We start from the raw sequence: 15,348 nt of genomic DNA, 5'->3' as shown, positions 1-15,348 counted from the left end.
CCACATGCCTAGCCAATCCGATTTGCGCTTTACCTTCCAGCCGCTGGTGGGCCGAAATGAGTTCGAGGTGGTGTCGTTCGAACTGGACGAAGCCATCAGCTCGCCCTTTCAACTGCAGCTGGAGCTGATCAGCTTCCAGGACGATATCGACTTCGGCCAACTGCTCGACAAGCCGGTGCTGTTCACGGTCTGGCGCGGTGAGCGCCCGCTGCGCTACGTGCACGGCCTGGTCAGCACCTTCAGCCAGGGTGAAACGGGTTTCCATCGCACCCGCTACCACGCCCTGGTCGAACCCACGCTGGCCCGCGCCGGGCTGCGCTCGAACTGGCGCATCTTCCAGCAGAAAAGCGTGCCGCAGATACTGGAAATCATGCTCGAGCGCCAGGGTATCACCGGCTACACGCTGAAGAGCATCGACAAACATGAGGTGCGTGAGTTTTGCGTGCAGGCCGGCGAAACCGACCTGGATTTCATCGCCCGGCTGGCCGCCGAAGAGGGCTTCGTCTACCGCTTCGAACACACGCCCAAACTGCACAGGCTGATCATCACCGACCGGCTGCTGGCCTTCGGGCAGATCAGCCTGGGCGCGATCAAGGCGGATGACGAGGACGAAGGTTTCTTCGCGCAGGACGACCTCGACCCCAACCAGGTGCTGTACCACGCCAACAGCGGCGGCGATCAGGCCCGGCCTTGTCTGCGCCGCCTGCGCTACAGCGAACAGGTGCGAACTACCCGCCAGGTGCAACGCGACTACACCTTCACCCACCCGGCTTACCGCCTGGAACAGCGTGCCCACGGCAGCGACCTGACGCAGCCGTGCACCCCCTACGAACGCTTCGACTACCCCGGCCGCTACAAACGCGAAGCGGTGGGCGTGCCCTTCACTGCCACCCGCATCACTGCCCTGCGGCATGACGCCCGCATGGCCGAGGTGGAAGGCGACGATGTGCGCCTGCAACCGGGGCTGAGCTTCACCTTGACCGGGCACCCGCGCGAAGACCTGAACCTGCATTGGCGGGCCAGCCGCGTGCACCACGAGGGCAGACAGTTCACCAGCTTGCAGGAGGAAGCGGCAGGTGCGCAGCAAGGCACGCGCTACAAGCAGGAGACCGTACTGGTACCCGGCAGAGCCGAATGGCGCCCGGCGCCCTTGCCCAGGCCACGCATCGACGGGCCGCACATGGCCACGGTGGTCGGGCCGAAGGGTGAGGAGATCTACTGCGACCAATGGGGCCGGGTGAAGGTCAGCTTCCCCTGGGACCGGGAAAGCCAGGGCAACGAGTTCAGCTCCTGCTGGGTGCGCGTGTCGCAGGGCTGGGCCGGCGGCAGCTGGGGTTCGATGGCCATTCCGCGCATCGGCCAGGACGTGATCATCCAGTACGTCAACGGCGACCCGGACCAGCCGATGATCACCGGGCGGACCTACTGCGGTGACCAGTTGCCGCCGTATGACCTGCCCGAGCACAAGACGCGCATGACCATCAAGAGCCAGACCCATAAAGGCGACGGCTACAACGAACTGCGTTTCGAGGATGAGCTGGGCAAAGAGGAAGTGTTCATCCATGCCCAGCGGGACCAGAACAATGTGGTCGGCCAGGATGAGACCACGCGTGTGGGGCGTAACCGTATCGAGCAGGTCGGCAATGATGAGCACCTGAGCATCGGCAACAGCTTTCGCCAGGAAACGGCATACAACCATACCCAGGTCATAGGGCAAAACAGCCTTTTGGACATCAAGTGCGATCTGGTCGAACAGGTGGGTAACAACCACACCGAAACAACGGGCGCCAACCATCGCGTTGTCATCGGTAACAACAGCGAGCTTGTGGTCAAAGGGGCTCAATCAATCAGCGTCGGGCAGGGGGTGCAGCAACGCACGACGGTCTTCAGGTTGCTGGCCAGTGAGCGTATCGAATTCACAAGCCCTGGGGGCAGCATCGTGCTGGATGCGCAGGGCATTAGAATCAATGGCCTGACACTTGACCTTAAAGGGCAGACCAAGGCTGTTGCGAAAGGCGATGGCAATAGCCAGTCACTTGAGCTTACAGCCGATGGCAGCAACAAGTGTGAGGTCAAGGCATGAATGTCGACAGCCTGGTCAGCCGCATCGAAGGGCATCATGCGGCGCACCTGCATTGCCATGTGCTGATAGACCCGCTGGTGATCGCGGGGAAAAGCGACCATGCCTTGCTCGCACACCTGCGCGAAACCTTGGGTGCGTCTGCATTGACACGCGTGTACAGGGCTGACCTGGCCCATGCACCTCACCTGCACCCGGTATTGGCTTGCCTGGCTTCACCCGGAACGAAGCCCAGCCGTGAGTTGCTGGAGCTGACTGCGCGTGCAGCGTACAAAGGGCTGCACCAGCACCGGCGCTACCTGTGTGGCTGGCTGCTCAGCGAGGCAGCTTCGGCCACGGTAGCCACCCATCTCACCACCATGTGCCGAATACCCGATGCCGAGCGGAAGTTCAGCATTTACCCGGTCTATGAACCCGTTCGCCTGGAGCTGCTCGCGGCGACGTTCAAGCACGTCGAGCATGGCCCGTGGTGGCCGATCAACAACTGGTTGTTCCTGAGCAGTGGTGGAAGGCTGGCTCACCTCAAGGGGCATGGGGGGCAGCGGCATTCTTTGCCGGGGCCTGCACTGCGTATTCAGGGTGATGTGAAGATGATCGAACGGGTGCTCGCGGCCTGGAGGGAGTTGAGGGCTGGTTCATCCCTGATGAACCAGCGCGAGATTCCGCCCTTCGCGGCCGTAAGCGCCTCCAACTTCATCGATGACGCTCGCATGCTGGGCTTGAACGCGACACATGACATTCAGGTGTTCGCCCTCTATCACCTTTGCCTTCACTCCCGCCTGCATACCGTACCCGCCGTTCGAAGCATGATTGACGCGGCTGCCAAAGGGCAACGGCCGCTCACGTCGATGTTTGCCCAGTACTCCGATGAGCAATGGCAACGCACGGTTTACAGCCTGCGTGGATCCGAGGAGCGCCAATGAGTATCAATGAAGCCGTAAACCTTGCGCTGGCAGAAGCTGCGCTCCCGCACGACCAGTGCATGGCCTGCGAACGGCAAGGCTTGCCGATCCTGCCCCTGCGCCGCGCCCTGGTGCCGGACACCCGACCGCAGTGCCTCACCACCGTGGCCGGCAGCATGCATATCTCGGCCAAACTGGGCGTACGCACGTTGCGCATGGGGTACCTGTACGTGCTGCTCGACCAGCAGGTCTGGCATGCCTACGAAGTCAGTGAGCAGGGTCACCTGCGCCGCTTCAATCCCTACGAGCCGTCAGACGGGCTACCCGCATCGCTGCCCGAAAAGTGCGTGAATGAAAACCACGACATTCCCTCGTCCTTCCTGAACATCGACACCGACCAATATGGCAGCGCCTGGCTGGCTTTCTCCAGCGACCCTTGGCCTGCAAGTGTGCTGAATGCCTACAAGAAGGGCCAGGCGCCTGCGCACCGCTTCGAAGGGGTGGACCTGAGCCAGGCACGCAACAATCCTGAGTTGGCAGGCATCGCCATGACGCCTGACAATTTGCAGGTCGACAAAGAGGTGTTCGAGTACGCGCAGCACGGGTGTTCGCCGTTCGACAGTGCGCATGGGTTTCACACGCGCTGGCTGCGCCGGTTTGCCCTGAAGGGGTATCTGGTCAATGCGATGAACCGGCACAAGCTGGAGAATGGCGTGCTGGCGGTGGTGCTCGATGACACCGTTGGTTTGATTCAGGAGTTCAACCACCAGCGTTTGAACTGGGTGGTGAAGCGCCAGGTCTGGCGCGAAGACCCGATGCGGGCCTATCAGTTACAGACCTCACAGATCTTGCAGGTCATCCGCGCCACGCACCGGGAGTGGGCGGCGCAGAAGGTACCTTCACTGGAGCCGATGGCGGGTAGAGGACCGTTTGTTCCTATCGATCCGACGCTGGACCGGCCGCGTATGGTCGAGCAGGCACAGAAGGACAGCGACGATAAACTCGAACAGCGCTACCACGAACCGCAACGGGCAGCGTTCCAGGCCGAGTACGATCAGCAGGAAGCTGAATTTCAGGGTTACATCGACAAGGACGCCCGGGCCTATGCCGCGCTGTTCGACACGCCTATGTTCAAGGTTGCCGAACAATACGACTACGACGGTGCGCATCGTGAGTCTGGCGTGGCGTATGCCAAGACCATGGCGCTGTGCCTGGGCGGCGGTATCACCGAAACCGTGGTGCCCGATGCAGCGCCCGCGGCCGGTACCAGTGAAACACTCTGGCTGAAATGGCTGCAAGACCCCGATAGCCCACCGTACCGCGCACTGCTGATGCGCGACCGTGCGTTGCTGGCCGGGCTACTCCCCAGCTTCGCCGCTGCCGAGGCTACTAACTGGAATGACAGCGACAAGCTCTACGGCATGCTGAGCAAGATCATTGCCAGCGACGACGCCGGCTTGCGCATGCGCAATAGCCTCAAGCAGGCCATCGCAGAAACCCAAGGAGGCCTCAACGCCGCCAGCCAGCGCCTGGCACCTCGCTTGCCAGCGGGTATCCAGAACGCTGTGCGGCACCTGAACAGCGCGACGCAGTTTCTCTACAACGGCGTGCACCTGATCGAACTGGAAGTGAAGATGAAGCTGGGCGAGTACTACGCCCTGCAAAGTGCCCACTTGCGCGAGTTGCAGCGCAAGGCCAATGCGTCGATTGCGGAAGCCAGGGACCGGATGCATCGCAATATCGATGACATTGACATTCATTCAACCAAGGCCTGGAACAAAGTGCGGCCGATCATTCAGCACGGGCTGATGAGCCTGGCCGTGCTTGATCCGCGGTTTACCTACACCATGATCAGTGTGTCGGTGTGGGTGGAAGGTACGGCAGCGCAGGTACACGGCCGGCTGTTGGATGAAGCCAGCATGAAGGTGACCCAGGCGAGCAGCTTGGCGCAGCGGACCTTGGTGGATATCTCGGTGGCGGCGGGGACGCTGGAAGCGGATGCGCGAAAAGTGTTCCAGGGGCTGCGCATTACTTCACATCAAGCAGCACAGCTGGTGCGAACCGGCTTTGGCGGGTTGCGGGGTGTGGCAGGCAGTTGGGAGCTGCTATTGGCGATAGGCGGGTTGTACTTGCAGCATGACAGTTTGACCAGAAATCACGAAAAAGCGGAAGTTGAAATTGGGCCGAAGGCTTACGAAGCAAAATTAGCGTTGCAAGGTTCGCAATTGGGATTATTGGGAGGGCAAGCTGAGGTGGTGGGGCTTCTATTGAGGTCAATTGCTGGCCCCATGGAAATGACGTGGGCAAAAGGTGCCGTAGCCACTGGAGAGACCTTCATAAAACTGGGTGCGGTAGTAAGTTCTGTTGCCGGATTTATCGAAGCTGCTCAGGCTATGTCTGCTGCTAAACGCGCCTCGGCAGCAGGGGACAGTGTAGCGATGACGTATTATTATTTTTCTGCAGCGTCTTTTGGTAGTGGAGCCATATTTTTTGCAAGAGCGGTATTAAACTCTGCTTTGATTGGCCCATTAGGTATTGCTATGATGCTGGTGCTGTTAGCATATGCACTTAGCAAACAAGCTGATAAAAATGAGTCAAGCCCGCTGGAGCGCTGGGCAAGGCGATGCTACTTTGGAAAAGCAGATGAAACGCCTGTTGTTCACTGGAAAACTCCGGAATATGCGGATATTGCATTTGCCGAACTCAATGCCGCCACGTTGGGCTTGCAGGCTCAGTTGCACTTTGAGTCAAATCTCACAACCGACCCTACCACTCCTAGGATAGGGGGGTTGGTCGGGTTAGAAAGAGAGCATAGACTGAAATTCCAGATCGTCTTGCCGAGGTATATGGAAAAAGATGCTGCTTATAGCTGGAGTTTAATAGTGCATCGCCATGGGGACGGAAGTTATCCAGATTTTTCAGGTGGGGAAACCCTTATCGGCGAAGATTGTCATGTTTCAGCTCTAAGTGCTATGTCCAAATCGGTTGACTATGCTGCGTTCGCTCCGCCGCACTTACCTGACTACAAGAACGGTATTGGTTTTGGTAAAAAGCAGCATGCCGCGGTGGATCAAGCGTTTTCTAACCTCGAGATTTCTGGGGTTGTCGAGCTTCTGCCCACTATAGGGAGTCACTCCATAGTGGCAGCGACATTACTAGTGATGTATTGGCCAGACCGCACTGTAGATAGTGCGTATTGCGAGGTGTGTAGTCGGGTGCAAAATGATTGATCGTAGGTCAAGGGCTTTATGGAGGCGAGCATTGGGCTGGAGCCACGATCTGCCGCACGTTGATGAAAAGCCAGTCCACCGTTTCAGCCTTGACGACATAAACCCGTCGCCGAACCATATTGATGAGGTGTATCTCGAGCTGCCCAGGGCTACTCTAATATTGCGTGGTGTTTTGGCCTTGCTTGGCATTCCTTTTTTACTGTTCTTATTTGGTTTAATGTTGTGGTTGTATTGGGTTGTCATAGGTTACGGTTTGACGCGTGAATGGATGATGTATGTTATGCTGGTTATTGGTCCGATTATTTGGTTTGTGCCTGTTATTTCGGTTATAAAGCTGGATTTGATGCTCCCGAGAGACGAACCAATCCGCTTCAATCGTCTGCGACGAAAAATTTATTTCTATCAATACCGATACCACTACATTTACTTGTTCAGCCGTAAGCATTGGGGTGTAAAACCTGTCGCCTATAACTGGGACGACGTAACCGCCGAGGTCTACCGCGTCTACGCCCCCGGCCACGGCGGCGTTATCGAAAACGTCAAGTTGTCTGTCCGCAACCCGGAAACCAATGAAGTCATTGATCGCGTGGAATTCGCCTCCAACCTATATAAGGGTGAAGCCTACTGGGCCATCGCCCGGCTGTTCATGCAACAAGGCCCCGAAGCGCTGCCAGCATTCGTGCACCCACCCCGTGACTGGAACGATGACGATGGCCTTAGCCACATGCATTGCCTGGCGCCGAAAGTTCACTGGCCAGTGGCGATTGATCTTGAATCCCGAACTGCACCGTCTGAAGGAGAAACCCTATGAGCCCGGTTGTACTTGTAGGCCATGAACACAAATGTCCGCTGCATGGGGTTAACCAGGTAGAGAGCGGCAGTCCTGCCTACACATTCAATGGCAGGCCGGTTGCCAGGGTGGGGGACCGGACCACCTGTGGTGCAGTGATCGAGAGTGGGGCTGAGCATTTCCTGATCGAAGGTGCGGCGGTGGCGCGTAAAGGCGACCGGACGGATCATGGTGGTGTGCTGGAGGAGGGGGATGCTGGGTGGTTGCTTTAACGGACAGGCATTGAAGTGGATGGCACCGGCTACGCCGGTGTTCGCGGCTAAAGCCGCTCCCACAGGTTGGACTGCCCCCGAAAAGTTGGACAGTTTCAGCTGGCAGCCTGTGCGGCCTGGACCCTGTACTGAACAGGGCTCAGGCCATTGAGCTTCAGCTTGATGCGATCATGGTTGTAGTAGTGGATGTACTCGTCCAGACCGGCCTTCAGCTCATCGATGCTCTCGAAGCGTTTCTGGTAGAAAAACTCGGATTTAAGCGTACCAAAAAAGCTCTCCATCGCCGCGTTGTCCAGGCAATTCCCTTTGCGCGACATGCTTTGCTTGAGGCCTTGCATTGAGAGTTTATGGCGGTACTGCGAGTGTTGATAGTGCCAGCCCTGATCCGAGTGAAGCACCAGTTTCGGTGTGGGTCCCAGGCGCTGGAAGGCTTTGTCCAGCATGTTCGTCACCAACTCAAGGCGAGGGCTGCTTGCCACCTCGTACGCCACGATTTCGGCGTTGTACAAGTCCATCACCGGTGAGAGGTAGACCTTCTGTTGGGCCACCTTGAATTCGGTCACATCGGTTACCCACTTTTGATTCGGGCGCTGGGCGATAAAGTTTCGCTCCAGCAGGTTAGGGGCGATTGTGCCGACCACGCCTTTGTATGAGCGATATTTTTTCGGTCGCACCAGCGAGCGAAGATCAAGTGCAGCCATCAGGCGCTCCACCACTTTCTTGTTCACTTGGGTGCCGCTATTGCAGATCGCCGCAGTGACGCGCCGGTATCCGTAGCGATCCTTTTGCTCGTGATAGACACGCTGGATTTGCTGCTTCAGAGCGACATACCGGTTGGGCCTGGCTTGCACCTGCAGTTGGTAATAGAACGTGCTGCGCGGCAAGCCAGCCAGCTTTAGGAGGGCGGGCAGGGAAAACCGGTTTTTGAGCCTGAAGATGATCAGGGCTTGTTCGCCTGCCTTCGTTTCTCCTCCCGTAGTTTTTTCAACTCCTTTAGGTAGGCGTTCTCCATGCGCATGTACTCAAGCTCAGCCAGCAATTGCTCGCGGGTTTTCTCCGTGTCATCGGAGGTGACAGGTTTGAGGGGCTTGGGCCTTTTAGTCATGGCAGCAGGTTTTCTTCTCGGGGGAACAGACAATACGGGGGTACCACTGTAGTGCCGCTGCGCCCAAATGCCTATCTGCGAGGATTGGCCTAGGCCGAAATAGGCAGCCGTCTGACGAAGAGAAAGCTGGTGCGTGCGCATGTATTCAAGGACTGACTGCTTGAAGGCAAGGCTGTGCCGCTGGCCCTTTTTCGCAGGCTGACGCGACCATGCTGCTCATAGGTTGCAACCCAGCGCCGCAGCAGGCTGACATCAACGTCAAACCGCTGAGCTATCTTCCTCAAGCCGTCACTGCCTTCCAGATAGGCCTGAACGGCAGTGAGTTTGAAATGCTCTGAATATTTGTTCATAGGGACACCCCCAAAATTTGGATTGGTGTCCAACTTCTTGGGGGCAGTCCAGGTACCGCGTTAACCCAGAGCCAGCGCAGTACCTGTGGGAGCGGGCATGCCCGCGAACACCGGCGCAGCCGGTGCCATGCACCGCGTAGGATTCTTCGCGGGCACGCCCGCTCCCACAGGGTACGCGGTGCGCCCGGCATCAGTTCTCTGCGCGACAGCGCAGCCCATGGGCTGGGCAATCTCCCACAGAGTAATCGCGTCAACTTTATAGATATTGCACGAGCCAATTGTGTGGTCAGCCACCTGCTGGTGCGTTGATCTGTTTGCCTGGTTTGGCGGCCACTTCCAGCGCCTGACCGTCCCGCTGCTTGCCTTGCCGGGCGAGGCCTTCAAGCTGTGGTATCAACATACCCTCCGGCAAGTGCCGCCAGAACCGCCCGGGCATGTGCAGGCGCAGGGCATCGGGGTTGAGGCGGGCGGGGTTGAAGGTGTGGCGGTAATAGGTGCGCCATAGTTCAGCGCCAGGGTCTTCAGCATTGCGCGCCCATTGCTGCCAGTGCTTGGGGCACTGGCGTTGGTAATCGAAAACCTGGCCATCGAAGCGAATGCCATCCTGTGGCGTGGCGATCAACCAGCGCAAACGCCCCAGGCGGTCGGCAAAATGTGCGCTGGCGCTCTCCAGAATGTCATGTGCCGGTTCGTGATAGGCCACCAGATCAAGTTGCAGGCGCTCTGCCAGAGGCTCTGGCAAGGGCACGAAGCGCACAAATGCATGCAGGTGATGTGCCTCACGGGTGACTTGCTTGATGCGCCGTTGCAATTCACTGCCCAACCGGTCGCCGGCCAGCATGGCCGTGCGGTCCCCATGGGCCACCCGCCACAGCACTTCGTATAGCAGGCTCCAACGTTGCTCGCCGCAGTAACGGGCAGCCTGTTCCAACTGACTTAGCAGGGCGGCAGGTACCTTGGCGCGGAAAGGGCCTGGGCCTTCAGGGGGCGGCGCGGGCACCGCCAGCAAGTCGGCCATCGGGCCATGTGACCAGGTAACCTGCGATGGGTCGATGCCGTGCCCCAGCAACACGCGGGCCTGGTCCCGCCAGGTGGCGAAGCGGTCATCGCAGTCGAGCGCAATCATCCCCACAATCCCATTTGCACCGGCGCCTGTGGCTCGCGCAAACGCGCCCGCAACAAGCCGCTGCGCAGCTCGGCCTGTGCCGGGCGGTAATCGCTGGTGACAATGAACGGCCGCGCCTTGTCCAGCACGCAACGCAACTGGATCAGGTCGTCATAGCGGATTCGCCGTTCCCGGCGCAGCGCGACCAGGCGCTGTACGCTACGCAAACCGATACCGGGAATGCGCGCCAGCAGTGCAGGTTCGGCGCGGTTCACATCCAGCGGGAAAACGTCACGGTTGGCCAGCGCCCAGGCCAGCTTGGGGTCGATGTCCAGCGCCAGGTTGCCGCTCTGGCCAAGCAATTCGCCCGCTTTGTAGCCGTAGCCGCGCAGCAGGAAGTCGGCCTGGTACAGGCGGTGTTCGCGCAGCAACGGCGGTGCAGCCAGGGGCACGCTGCCAGGGCTGTCGGGGATCGGGCTGAAGGCGGAGTAGTACACACGCTTGAGGCCGTAGCCCCGGTACAGCGACTCGGCATTGCGCAGCAGGGTGCTGTCGTCGGTGCTGTCGGCGCCGACGATGACTTGGGTACTTTGCCCGGCAGGGGTGAAGCGCGGGGCCCTGGGTTCGTTGGCCACCGCTTGTTGGCCCTGGTGAATCACGCCCATGGCCTGGCGGATGGTATGCGCGTGTTTTTCCGGTGCCAGGCGCTTGAGGCTGGCTTCGGTGGGCAGTTCTATGTTGACGCTGAGGCGGTCGGCCAGGCGGCCGGCCTCTTCGATCAGCAGCGGGTCGGCATCAGGGATCGTCTTGAGGTGAATGTAGCCGCGGAAGTTGTGCTCTTCGCGCAGTAGCCGGGCTACACGGATCAGCTGCTCCATGGTGTAGTCCGCCGAACGGATGATGCCCGAACTGAGGAACAGGCCGCTGATGCAGTTGCGCCGATAGAAATCCAGCGTCAGGCGTACCACTTCCTCGGGGCTGAAACGCGCGCGTGGCACGTTGCTGGAACGGCGGTTGACGCAGTACTGGCAGTCGTACAGGCAGAAATTGGTCAGCAGCACCTTGAGCAGCGAAACACAGCGGCCATCGGGGGTGTAGCTGTGACAGATGCCCATGCCATTGGTAGCGCCCAGGCCATTGCCGCCGCGCGAATTGCGTTTGGGCGCGCCGCTGCTGGCGCACGATGCGTCGTACTTGGCGGCGTCGGCAAGGATGCCGAGTTTGGCGATGAGTTGCATGGGTCTGTCTCTTGGTACTGAATATTCATACAGTATTTTGAGATTCGATTGATTGCAAGTGGTTGTACGTCAACCATACCCGACTAAATCTGTCAGCTAAGCTTGTGGCTGGACTTACAGATAGCAACGAGGCGCGGAAAAGGTTATGAAAATCACCCTGAAGCCGGAGCTGGCATTGGCCGGGCTGGCCTTGGCCTTTGGCATGCTCAACGCCCAGGCCGCGGAAACCAGGAAGGTCGATGTCATGCTGGTAGGCGGCGGCATCATGAGTTCCACGCTGGCGGTCTGGCTCAACGAGCTGGAGCCGGGCTGGTCGATGGAAATGGTCGAGCGCCTGGACAAGGTCGCCGAGGAAAGCTCCAACGGCTGGAATAACGCGGGCACCGGCCACTCGGCTCTGGCGGAGCTGAACTACACGCCGGAAAAAGACGGCAAGATCGATATCAGCAAGGCCGTGGAGATCAACGAGTCTTTCCAGATCACCCGCCAGTTCCTGGCCTGGCAGGTGAAGCAGGGGGTGTTGAAGAACCCGCACTCGTTTATCAACACCACCCCGCACATGAGTTTTGTCTGGGGCGACGACAACATCCGTTTCCTGAAAAAACGCTACGACGCGCTGCAGGCCAGCCCGTTGTTCAAGCCCATGCAGTACTCCGAGGACCATGAGCAGATCCGCAAATGGGTACCGTTGATGATGGAAGGGCGAGACCCCAACCAGAAACTGGCCGTGACCTGGACGCCAATCGGCACCGACGTCAATTTTGGCGAGATTACCCGGCAGTATGTGGGCTACCTGCAGACCCGGCCGAACTTCGACCTCAAGCTGTCGACTGAGGTGCAGGACATCACCCGTAACGGCGACGGCTCCTGGCATGTCGAATACAAGAACCTCAAGGACGGCAGCAAGGCGGCCACCGACGCCAAGTTCCTGTTCATCGGCGCTGGCGGTGCAGCATTGCCGCTGTTGCAAAAGTCGGGTATCGACGAAGCCAAAGACTATGCCGGGTTCCCGGTCGGCGGGTCGTTCCTGGTCACCGACAACCCAGCCATCGCCCAGCGCCACATGGCCAAGGCCTACGGTATCGCCGCCACCGGTGCGCCGCCGATGTCAGTGCCGCACCTGGACACCCGGGTGCTCGATGGCAAGCGCATGATCCTGTTCGGGCCGTTCGCCACCTTCTCGACCAAGTTCCTCAAGCAAGGCTCGCTGCTCGACCTGCTTGCCAGCACCAGCGTACACAATGCCTGGCCAATGGTGCGGGTGGGGGTGCGCGAGTTCGACCTTGTGCAATACCTGATCGGGCAGGTGCTGCAATCCGACAATGACCGCTTCGAGGCGCTGCGTACTTACTTCCCGGAGGCGAAGAAGGAAGACTGGCGGCTGTGGCAGGCAGGCCAGCGGGTACAGATCATCAAGAAGGACGACGCATTGGGTGGCGTGCTCAAGCTCGGGACTGAAGTGGTGACCGCCAAGGATGGCAGCATCGCAGGCTTGTTGGGTGCCTCGCCCGGTGCTTCGACTGCGCCACCGATCATGCTCGATGTGTTGAGCAAAGTGTTCAAGGACAAGGTGGCGTCGCCCGAGTGGCAGGCGAAGATCAAGCAGATTATCCCGTCCTACGGCACGCGCCTGAACGATCACCCCGAGCAAGTACAGAAGGAGTGGGCGTATACCAACGAGGTGTTGCAGCTTGATCCACCTGTGAGCGCCGTGACTCCTTGACTGACCGTGTTAAGGCGTATTCGCCCAGGCGAAGTGGTAGACGTGGCTGGGGCCGCTAGCCAGGCACTGGCCGTTGTCGGCACCGGCACCCACCACATACCACTCGGCCCGTGAAGTCTCACCTAGCCTGCGCGCCTTGTCGGCACTGAAGCAGCGGCCCAGCTCGGAGGCCGGAATCAGGGCGAAGGCGCTGGGGTTGTGGCGCAGCCAGTAGGCCGCCGCATCCGCCTTGGATTGGCCGGTGAAGCCAAAATGCACGATGGGCTGTCGGGCAAACAGCCAGTGGCCCTCGCGCCAGTTGACCAGTACCAGCTCGGCACCGCCGGTGGCGCGCGCAGCTTCGCTCATCAAGGTGTCGTGCGGGTTGCGTCCTTCCTTGAGCGGCTCGACAAAGCCACGCGCAAACCACAGGGCAAACCACACCACTGCCACGGCGGTAAATGCCTTGCGCCAGCCCGGCCGGCGCTGAAACCAGTGTTTGAGCAACCATGGCACCAGCGGAGCGATGGCCAGCACCAGGCCTGGCAAGGCCGGGAAGATGTACAGCTTGCGCTTGCCGCTGCTGAGGCTGAAAAACAGCAGCACCAGCGCTACCCAGCCGAGCAGCAGCAGAAAGCGGCCATCGTGCTTTTGCAACTGCCGGCGCCAGGCAGGCACCAGCCACGGCAGGGCCAGTATCAGCGGTAGCCAGTACTTGGGGATGACCTTGACGAAAAAGTACCAGAACGGTTCGCGATGGTCCCAGGCATTGGCATAGCGGCTGGCGGTCTGGCGCAGCAGGATTTCCTTCAGGTAGGCCAGCTCCGCAGCGCCACCGCCGTGGGCAATCGACACCAGCAGCGGCAGCAGCCACACTGCACAACCGGCCAGCAAGCACAGCAGCCCCAGGCTCCAACGCCACCCTTGGCCAGGCATGGCGACAACGCCGTGCCAGCGCTGGCGTACCGCCCAGGCATAAGGCAACAGCATCAGCGCCGGGACAAAGCCCACGCCTTTGCTGATGATGCCCAGCCCCATGGCCGCACAGGCCAGGTAGAACCATCCCCACGCGGGCCCTAGCAGCAGGTGGCGCACCATGCCGTAGAAGCCCAGCGCCACCCACAGGCACAGGAAACTGTCGATCTGCCCGGTGCGCAGGATGCTGTAGCTCTGGTAAGTGGCCAGGAACAGCAAGGCTGCAATCAAGCCGACACGCCGGTTCCACAGGCGCCGCCCCAGATCATGCACCACCCAGGTAATGGTCGCCGCCGACAGCAGCCCCGGGATGTAGAGGGCTACCTTGGGCGAGCCGGTCATCTGGCTGAACAGGGCCACGGTCCACATGAATAGCGGTGGTTTGTCGCCGTAGATTTCCCCAGCTCGGTGCGGGATGAACCAGTTGCCGCTCTGCAGCATCTCCAGGGCCACGCCCAGAAAGCGTTCTTCATCCACATTCATCGGCTGACGCCAGCCGATTCCTGCGCCTACCAGCAATACCGCGAGGGCAATCAGGGCCAGGCGTTCGGCCCCAAGCGTCTTGAAGCTTGGCAAGGGCTATTCCTTCTGTTCCTGGTTGCGGGCGATCAGTTGCAGGTTGCGCAGGTAAACCAGAAATCCGAAGCTCTGGCCGATGATGAACACCGGGTCCTGGCGGTAGATGGCGTAGGTCAGCAGCAACGCGCTACCAAGCATGCTGAGGTACCAGAACCCTACCGGGATCACGCTGCGGCGCTTGAACTCGCTGTACAGCCACTGCAGCACGAAGCGCCCGGTGAATACCGCCTGGCCGGCGAAGCCGATAATCAGCCACAGGGTTTCGCGGGTCATCCCTCAAGCTCCTGCGGTTGGCTGCCCAGGCGGGTGCGACGGATCAGCCACCACACCCCGAACAGGTCGACGATGCCAACCAACGCACGGTCCAGGTTGCCGTACTTGGACACCCCGGCATGGCGCGGCCGGTGGTTGACCGGGTGCACCAGCATGCGGCCGTTGTGGCGCAGGATCAGCGCCGGGATAAAGCGGTGCATATGGTCGAAGTAGGGCAGGCGCAGGAAGGCGGCGCGTTCGATCAGCTTCAGACCGCAGCCGGTGTCTGGCGTGGCGTCCTTGAGCAGGCGGCTGCGCAGCCCGTTGGCAAAGCGTGAAGCCCAGCGCTTGCTGGCGCTGTCGCGGCGGTTGACCCGGTGCCCGGCCACCAGCTTTACGCCGCCTGCCAGGTCCTGATTGGCACGCACCAAGGCCAGCATGCCGGGGATGTCGGCGGGGTCGTTCTGGCCGTCGCCGTCGAGGGTGGCCAGCCATTGGCCGCGGGCTGCCTGCGCGGCATGCCACAGGGCGGTACTCTGGCCCAGCGATCGGTCGTGACGCAGTATGCGCAGTTGCGTGTAGCCCTGGCTTTTCAGTTGCTGCAGCACGCTCAGGGTGCGGTCGCTGCTACCGTCATCGACCACCAGTACTTCATGGTTTACGGCTGCCAGCGCGGCGCGTATTTCCATCAACAGTGACGGCAGGTTGTCGACCTCGTTCCGGGCGGGGATCAGTACCGAGAGGTCAAGTGGATCTGTCATGAGGCTA

Annotated in this window: 11 protein-coding genes and 1 pseudogene; 6 read left to right on the top strand and 6 right to left on the bottom strand. The window is 60.2% G+C overall.

The features are described 5' to 3' along the window. Positions 1 to 4: 4 nt before the first annotated feature. Genes ACQKPZ_RS07130 through ACQKPZ_RS07110 form a run of 5 tightly spaced genes read left to right on the top strand, consistent with a single transcriptional unit; the run spans position 5 to position 7,274 of the window. The gene (locus ACQKPZ_RS07130; RefSeq protein ID WP_427536462.1) at positions 5 to 2,083 is read left to right on the top strand and encodes a type VI secretion system Vgr family protein; all 2,079 of its coding nucleotides are present in this window, start codon (positions 5 to 7) and stop codon (positions 2,081 to 2,083) included. Further along, positions 2,080 to 3,003 carry a hypothetical protein gene (locus ACQKPZ_RS07125; protein ID WP_427536460.1) on the top strand — a complete coding sequence of 308 codons (924 nt, stop codon included), beginning with the start codon at positions 2,080 to 2,082 and terminating at the stop codon, positions 3,001 to 3,003. The genes ACQKPZ_RS07130 and ACQKPZ_RS07125 overlap by 4 nt, the downstream gene beginning before the upstream one ends. Beyond that, a complete protein-coding gene (locus tag ACQKPZ_RS07120; protein ID WP_427536458.1) occupies positions 3,000 to 6,212 on the top strand; it encodes a T6SS effector BTH_I2691 family protein in 3,213 nt (1,070 codons plus the stop codon). Before ACQKPZ_RS07125 ends, ACQKPZ_RS07120 begins: the two co-directional genes overlap by 4 nt. Before the next feature lie 31 nt (positions 6,213 to 6,243). Further along, positions 6,244 to 7,023 (top strand): DUF6708 domain-containing protein, encoded by a 780-nt coding sequence (locus tag ACQKPZ_RS07115; protein WP_427536456.1) that lies wholly within the window; start codon positions 6,244 to 6,246, stop codon positions 7,021 to 7,023. After that, entirely contained in the window at positions 7,020 to 7,274 is a 255-nt protein-coding gene (locus tag ACQKPZ_RS07110; RefSeq protein WP_427536454.1) for a PAAR domain-containing protein, read from the top strand. Before ACQKPZ_RS07115 ends, ACQKPZ_RS07110 begins: the two co-directional genes overlap by 4 nt. Positions 7,275 to 7,369: 95 nt before the next feature. On the opposite strand, the pseudogene ACQKPZ_RS07105 reads toward ACQKPZ_RS07110, so the two are convergent. The 3 genes and pseudogenes from ACQKPZ_RS07105 to ACQKPZ_RS07095 all read right to left on the bottom strand — a co-directional run bounded on the left by ACQKPZ_RS07105 (position 7,370) and on the right by ACQKPZ_RS07095 (position 11,072). Next, a pseudogene (locus tag ACQKPZ_RS07105) lies at positions 7,370 to 8,729 on the bottom strand (IS3 family transposase). 286 nt (positions 8,730 to 9,015) lie between these two features. Next, positions 9,016 to 9,861 (bottom strand): TIGR03915 family putative DNA repair protein, encoded by an 846-nt coding sequence (locus tag ACQKPZ_RS07100; RefSeq protein WP_391134849.1) that lies wholly within the window; start codon positions 9,859 to 9,861, stop codon positions 9,016 to 9,018. Continuing rightward, entirely contained in the window at positions 9,852 to 11,072 is a 1,221-nt protein-coding gene (locus tag ACQKPZ_RS07095) for a putative DNA modification/repair radical SAM protein (protein WP_391134851.1), read from the bottom strand. The genes ACQKPZ_RS07100 and ACQKPZ_RS07095 overlap by 10 nt, the downstream gene beginning before the upstream one ends. 145 nt (positions 11,073 to 11,217) lie before the next feature. On the opposite strand from ACQKPZ_RS07095, the gene mqo reads away from it, so the two are divergent. After that, the gene (gene mqo / locus ACQKPZ_RS07090; protein ID WP_427536452.1) at positions 11,218 to 12,795 is read left to right on the top strand and encodes a malate dehydrogenase (quinone); all 1,578 of its coding nucleotides are present in this window, start codon (positions 11,218 to 11,220) and stop codon (positions 12,793 to 12,795) included. 9 nt (positions 12,796 to 12,804) lie between these two features. Here mqo and ACQKPZ_RS07085 read toward each other — a convergent pair whose 3' ends face one another. The 3 genes from ACQKPZ_RS07085 to ACQKPZ_RS07075 are packed head-to-tail and all read right to left on the bottom strand — an operon-like array spanning position 12,805 to position 15,341. Continuing rightward, positions 12,805 to 14,325, bottom strand: coding sequence for an ArnT family glycosyltransferase (locus ACQKPZ_RS07085; protein WP_427536450.1), 1,521 nt, complete (start codon positions 14,323 to 14,325; stop codon positions 12,805 to 12,807). 3 nt (positions 14,326 to 14,328) lie between these two features. Next, complete coding sequence (locus tag ACQKPZ_RS07080; RefSeq protein ID WP_043204254.1) at positions 14,329 to 14,601, bottom strand: lipid-A-disaccharide synthase N-terminal domain-containing protein; 273 nt, start codon at positions 14,599 to 14,601, stop codon at positions 14,329 to 14,331. Further along, positions 14,598 to 15,341 carry a glycosyltransferase family 2 protein gene (locus tag ACQKPZ_RS07075; protein WP_427536448.1) on the bottom strand — a complete coding sequence of 248 codons (744 nt, stop codon included), beginning with the start codon at positions 15,339 to 15,341 and terminating at the stop codon, positions 14,598 to 14,600. Before ACQKPZ_RS07075 ends, ACQKPZ_RS07080 begins: the two co-directional genes overlap by 4 nt. Positions 15,342 to 15,348: the final 7 nt, after the last annotated feature.

The organism is Pseudomonas sp. NPDC089547, from assembly GCF_050280665.1.
Taxonomy (GTDB): domain Bacteria; phylum Pseudomonadota; class Gammaproteobacteria; order Pseudomonadales; family Pseudomonadaceae; genus Aquipseudomonas.
The sequence above is the reverse complement of the archived record's forward strand: the minus strand, read 5'-3'. Positions and strand labels throughout refer to the sequence as shown.

Excerpts from the sequence above, each read along its gene's own strand:
- ACQKPZ_RS07130 (WP_427536462.1), top strand. The coding sequence starts at position 5 with ATGCCTAGCCAATCCGATTTGCGCTTTACCTTCCAGCCGCTGGTGGGC.
- ACQKPZ_RS07125 (WP_427536460.1), top strand. The coding sequence starts at position 2,080 with ATGAATGTCGACAGCCTGGTCAGCCGCATCGAAGGGCATCATGCGGCG.
- ACQKPZ_RS07120 (WP_427536458.1), top strand. The coding sequence starts at position 3,000 with ATGAGTATCAATGAAGCCGTAAACCTTGCGCTGGCAGAAGCTGCGCTC.
- ACQKPZ_RS07110 (WP_427536454.1), top strand. The coding sequence starts at position 7,020 with ATGAGCCCGGTTGTACTTGTAGGCCATGAACACAAATGTCCGCTGCAT.
- ACQKPZ_RS07095 (WP_391134851.1), bottom strand. The coding sequence starts at position 11,072 with ATGCAACTCATCGCCAAACTCGGCATCCTTGCCGACGCCGCCAAGTAC.
- mqo (WP_427536452.1), top strand. The coding sequence starts at position 11,218 with ATGAAAATCACCCTGAAGCCGGAGCTGGCATTGGCCGGGCTGGCCTTG.
- ACQKPZ_RS07080 (WP_043204254.1), bottom strand. The coding sequence starts at position 14,601 with ATGACCCGCGAAACCCTGTGGCTGATTATCGGCTTCGCCGGCCAGGCG.
- ACQKPZ_RS07075 (WP_427536448.1), bottom strand. The coding sequence starts at position 15,341 with ATGACAGATCCACTTGACCTCTCGGTACTGATCCCCGCCCGGAACGAG.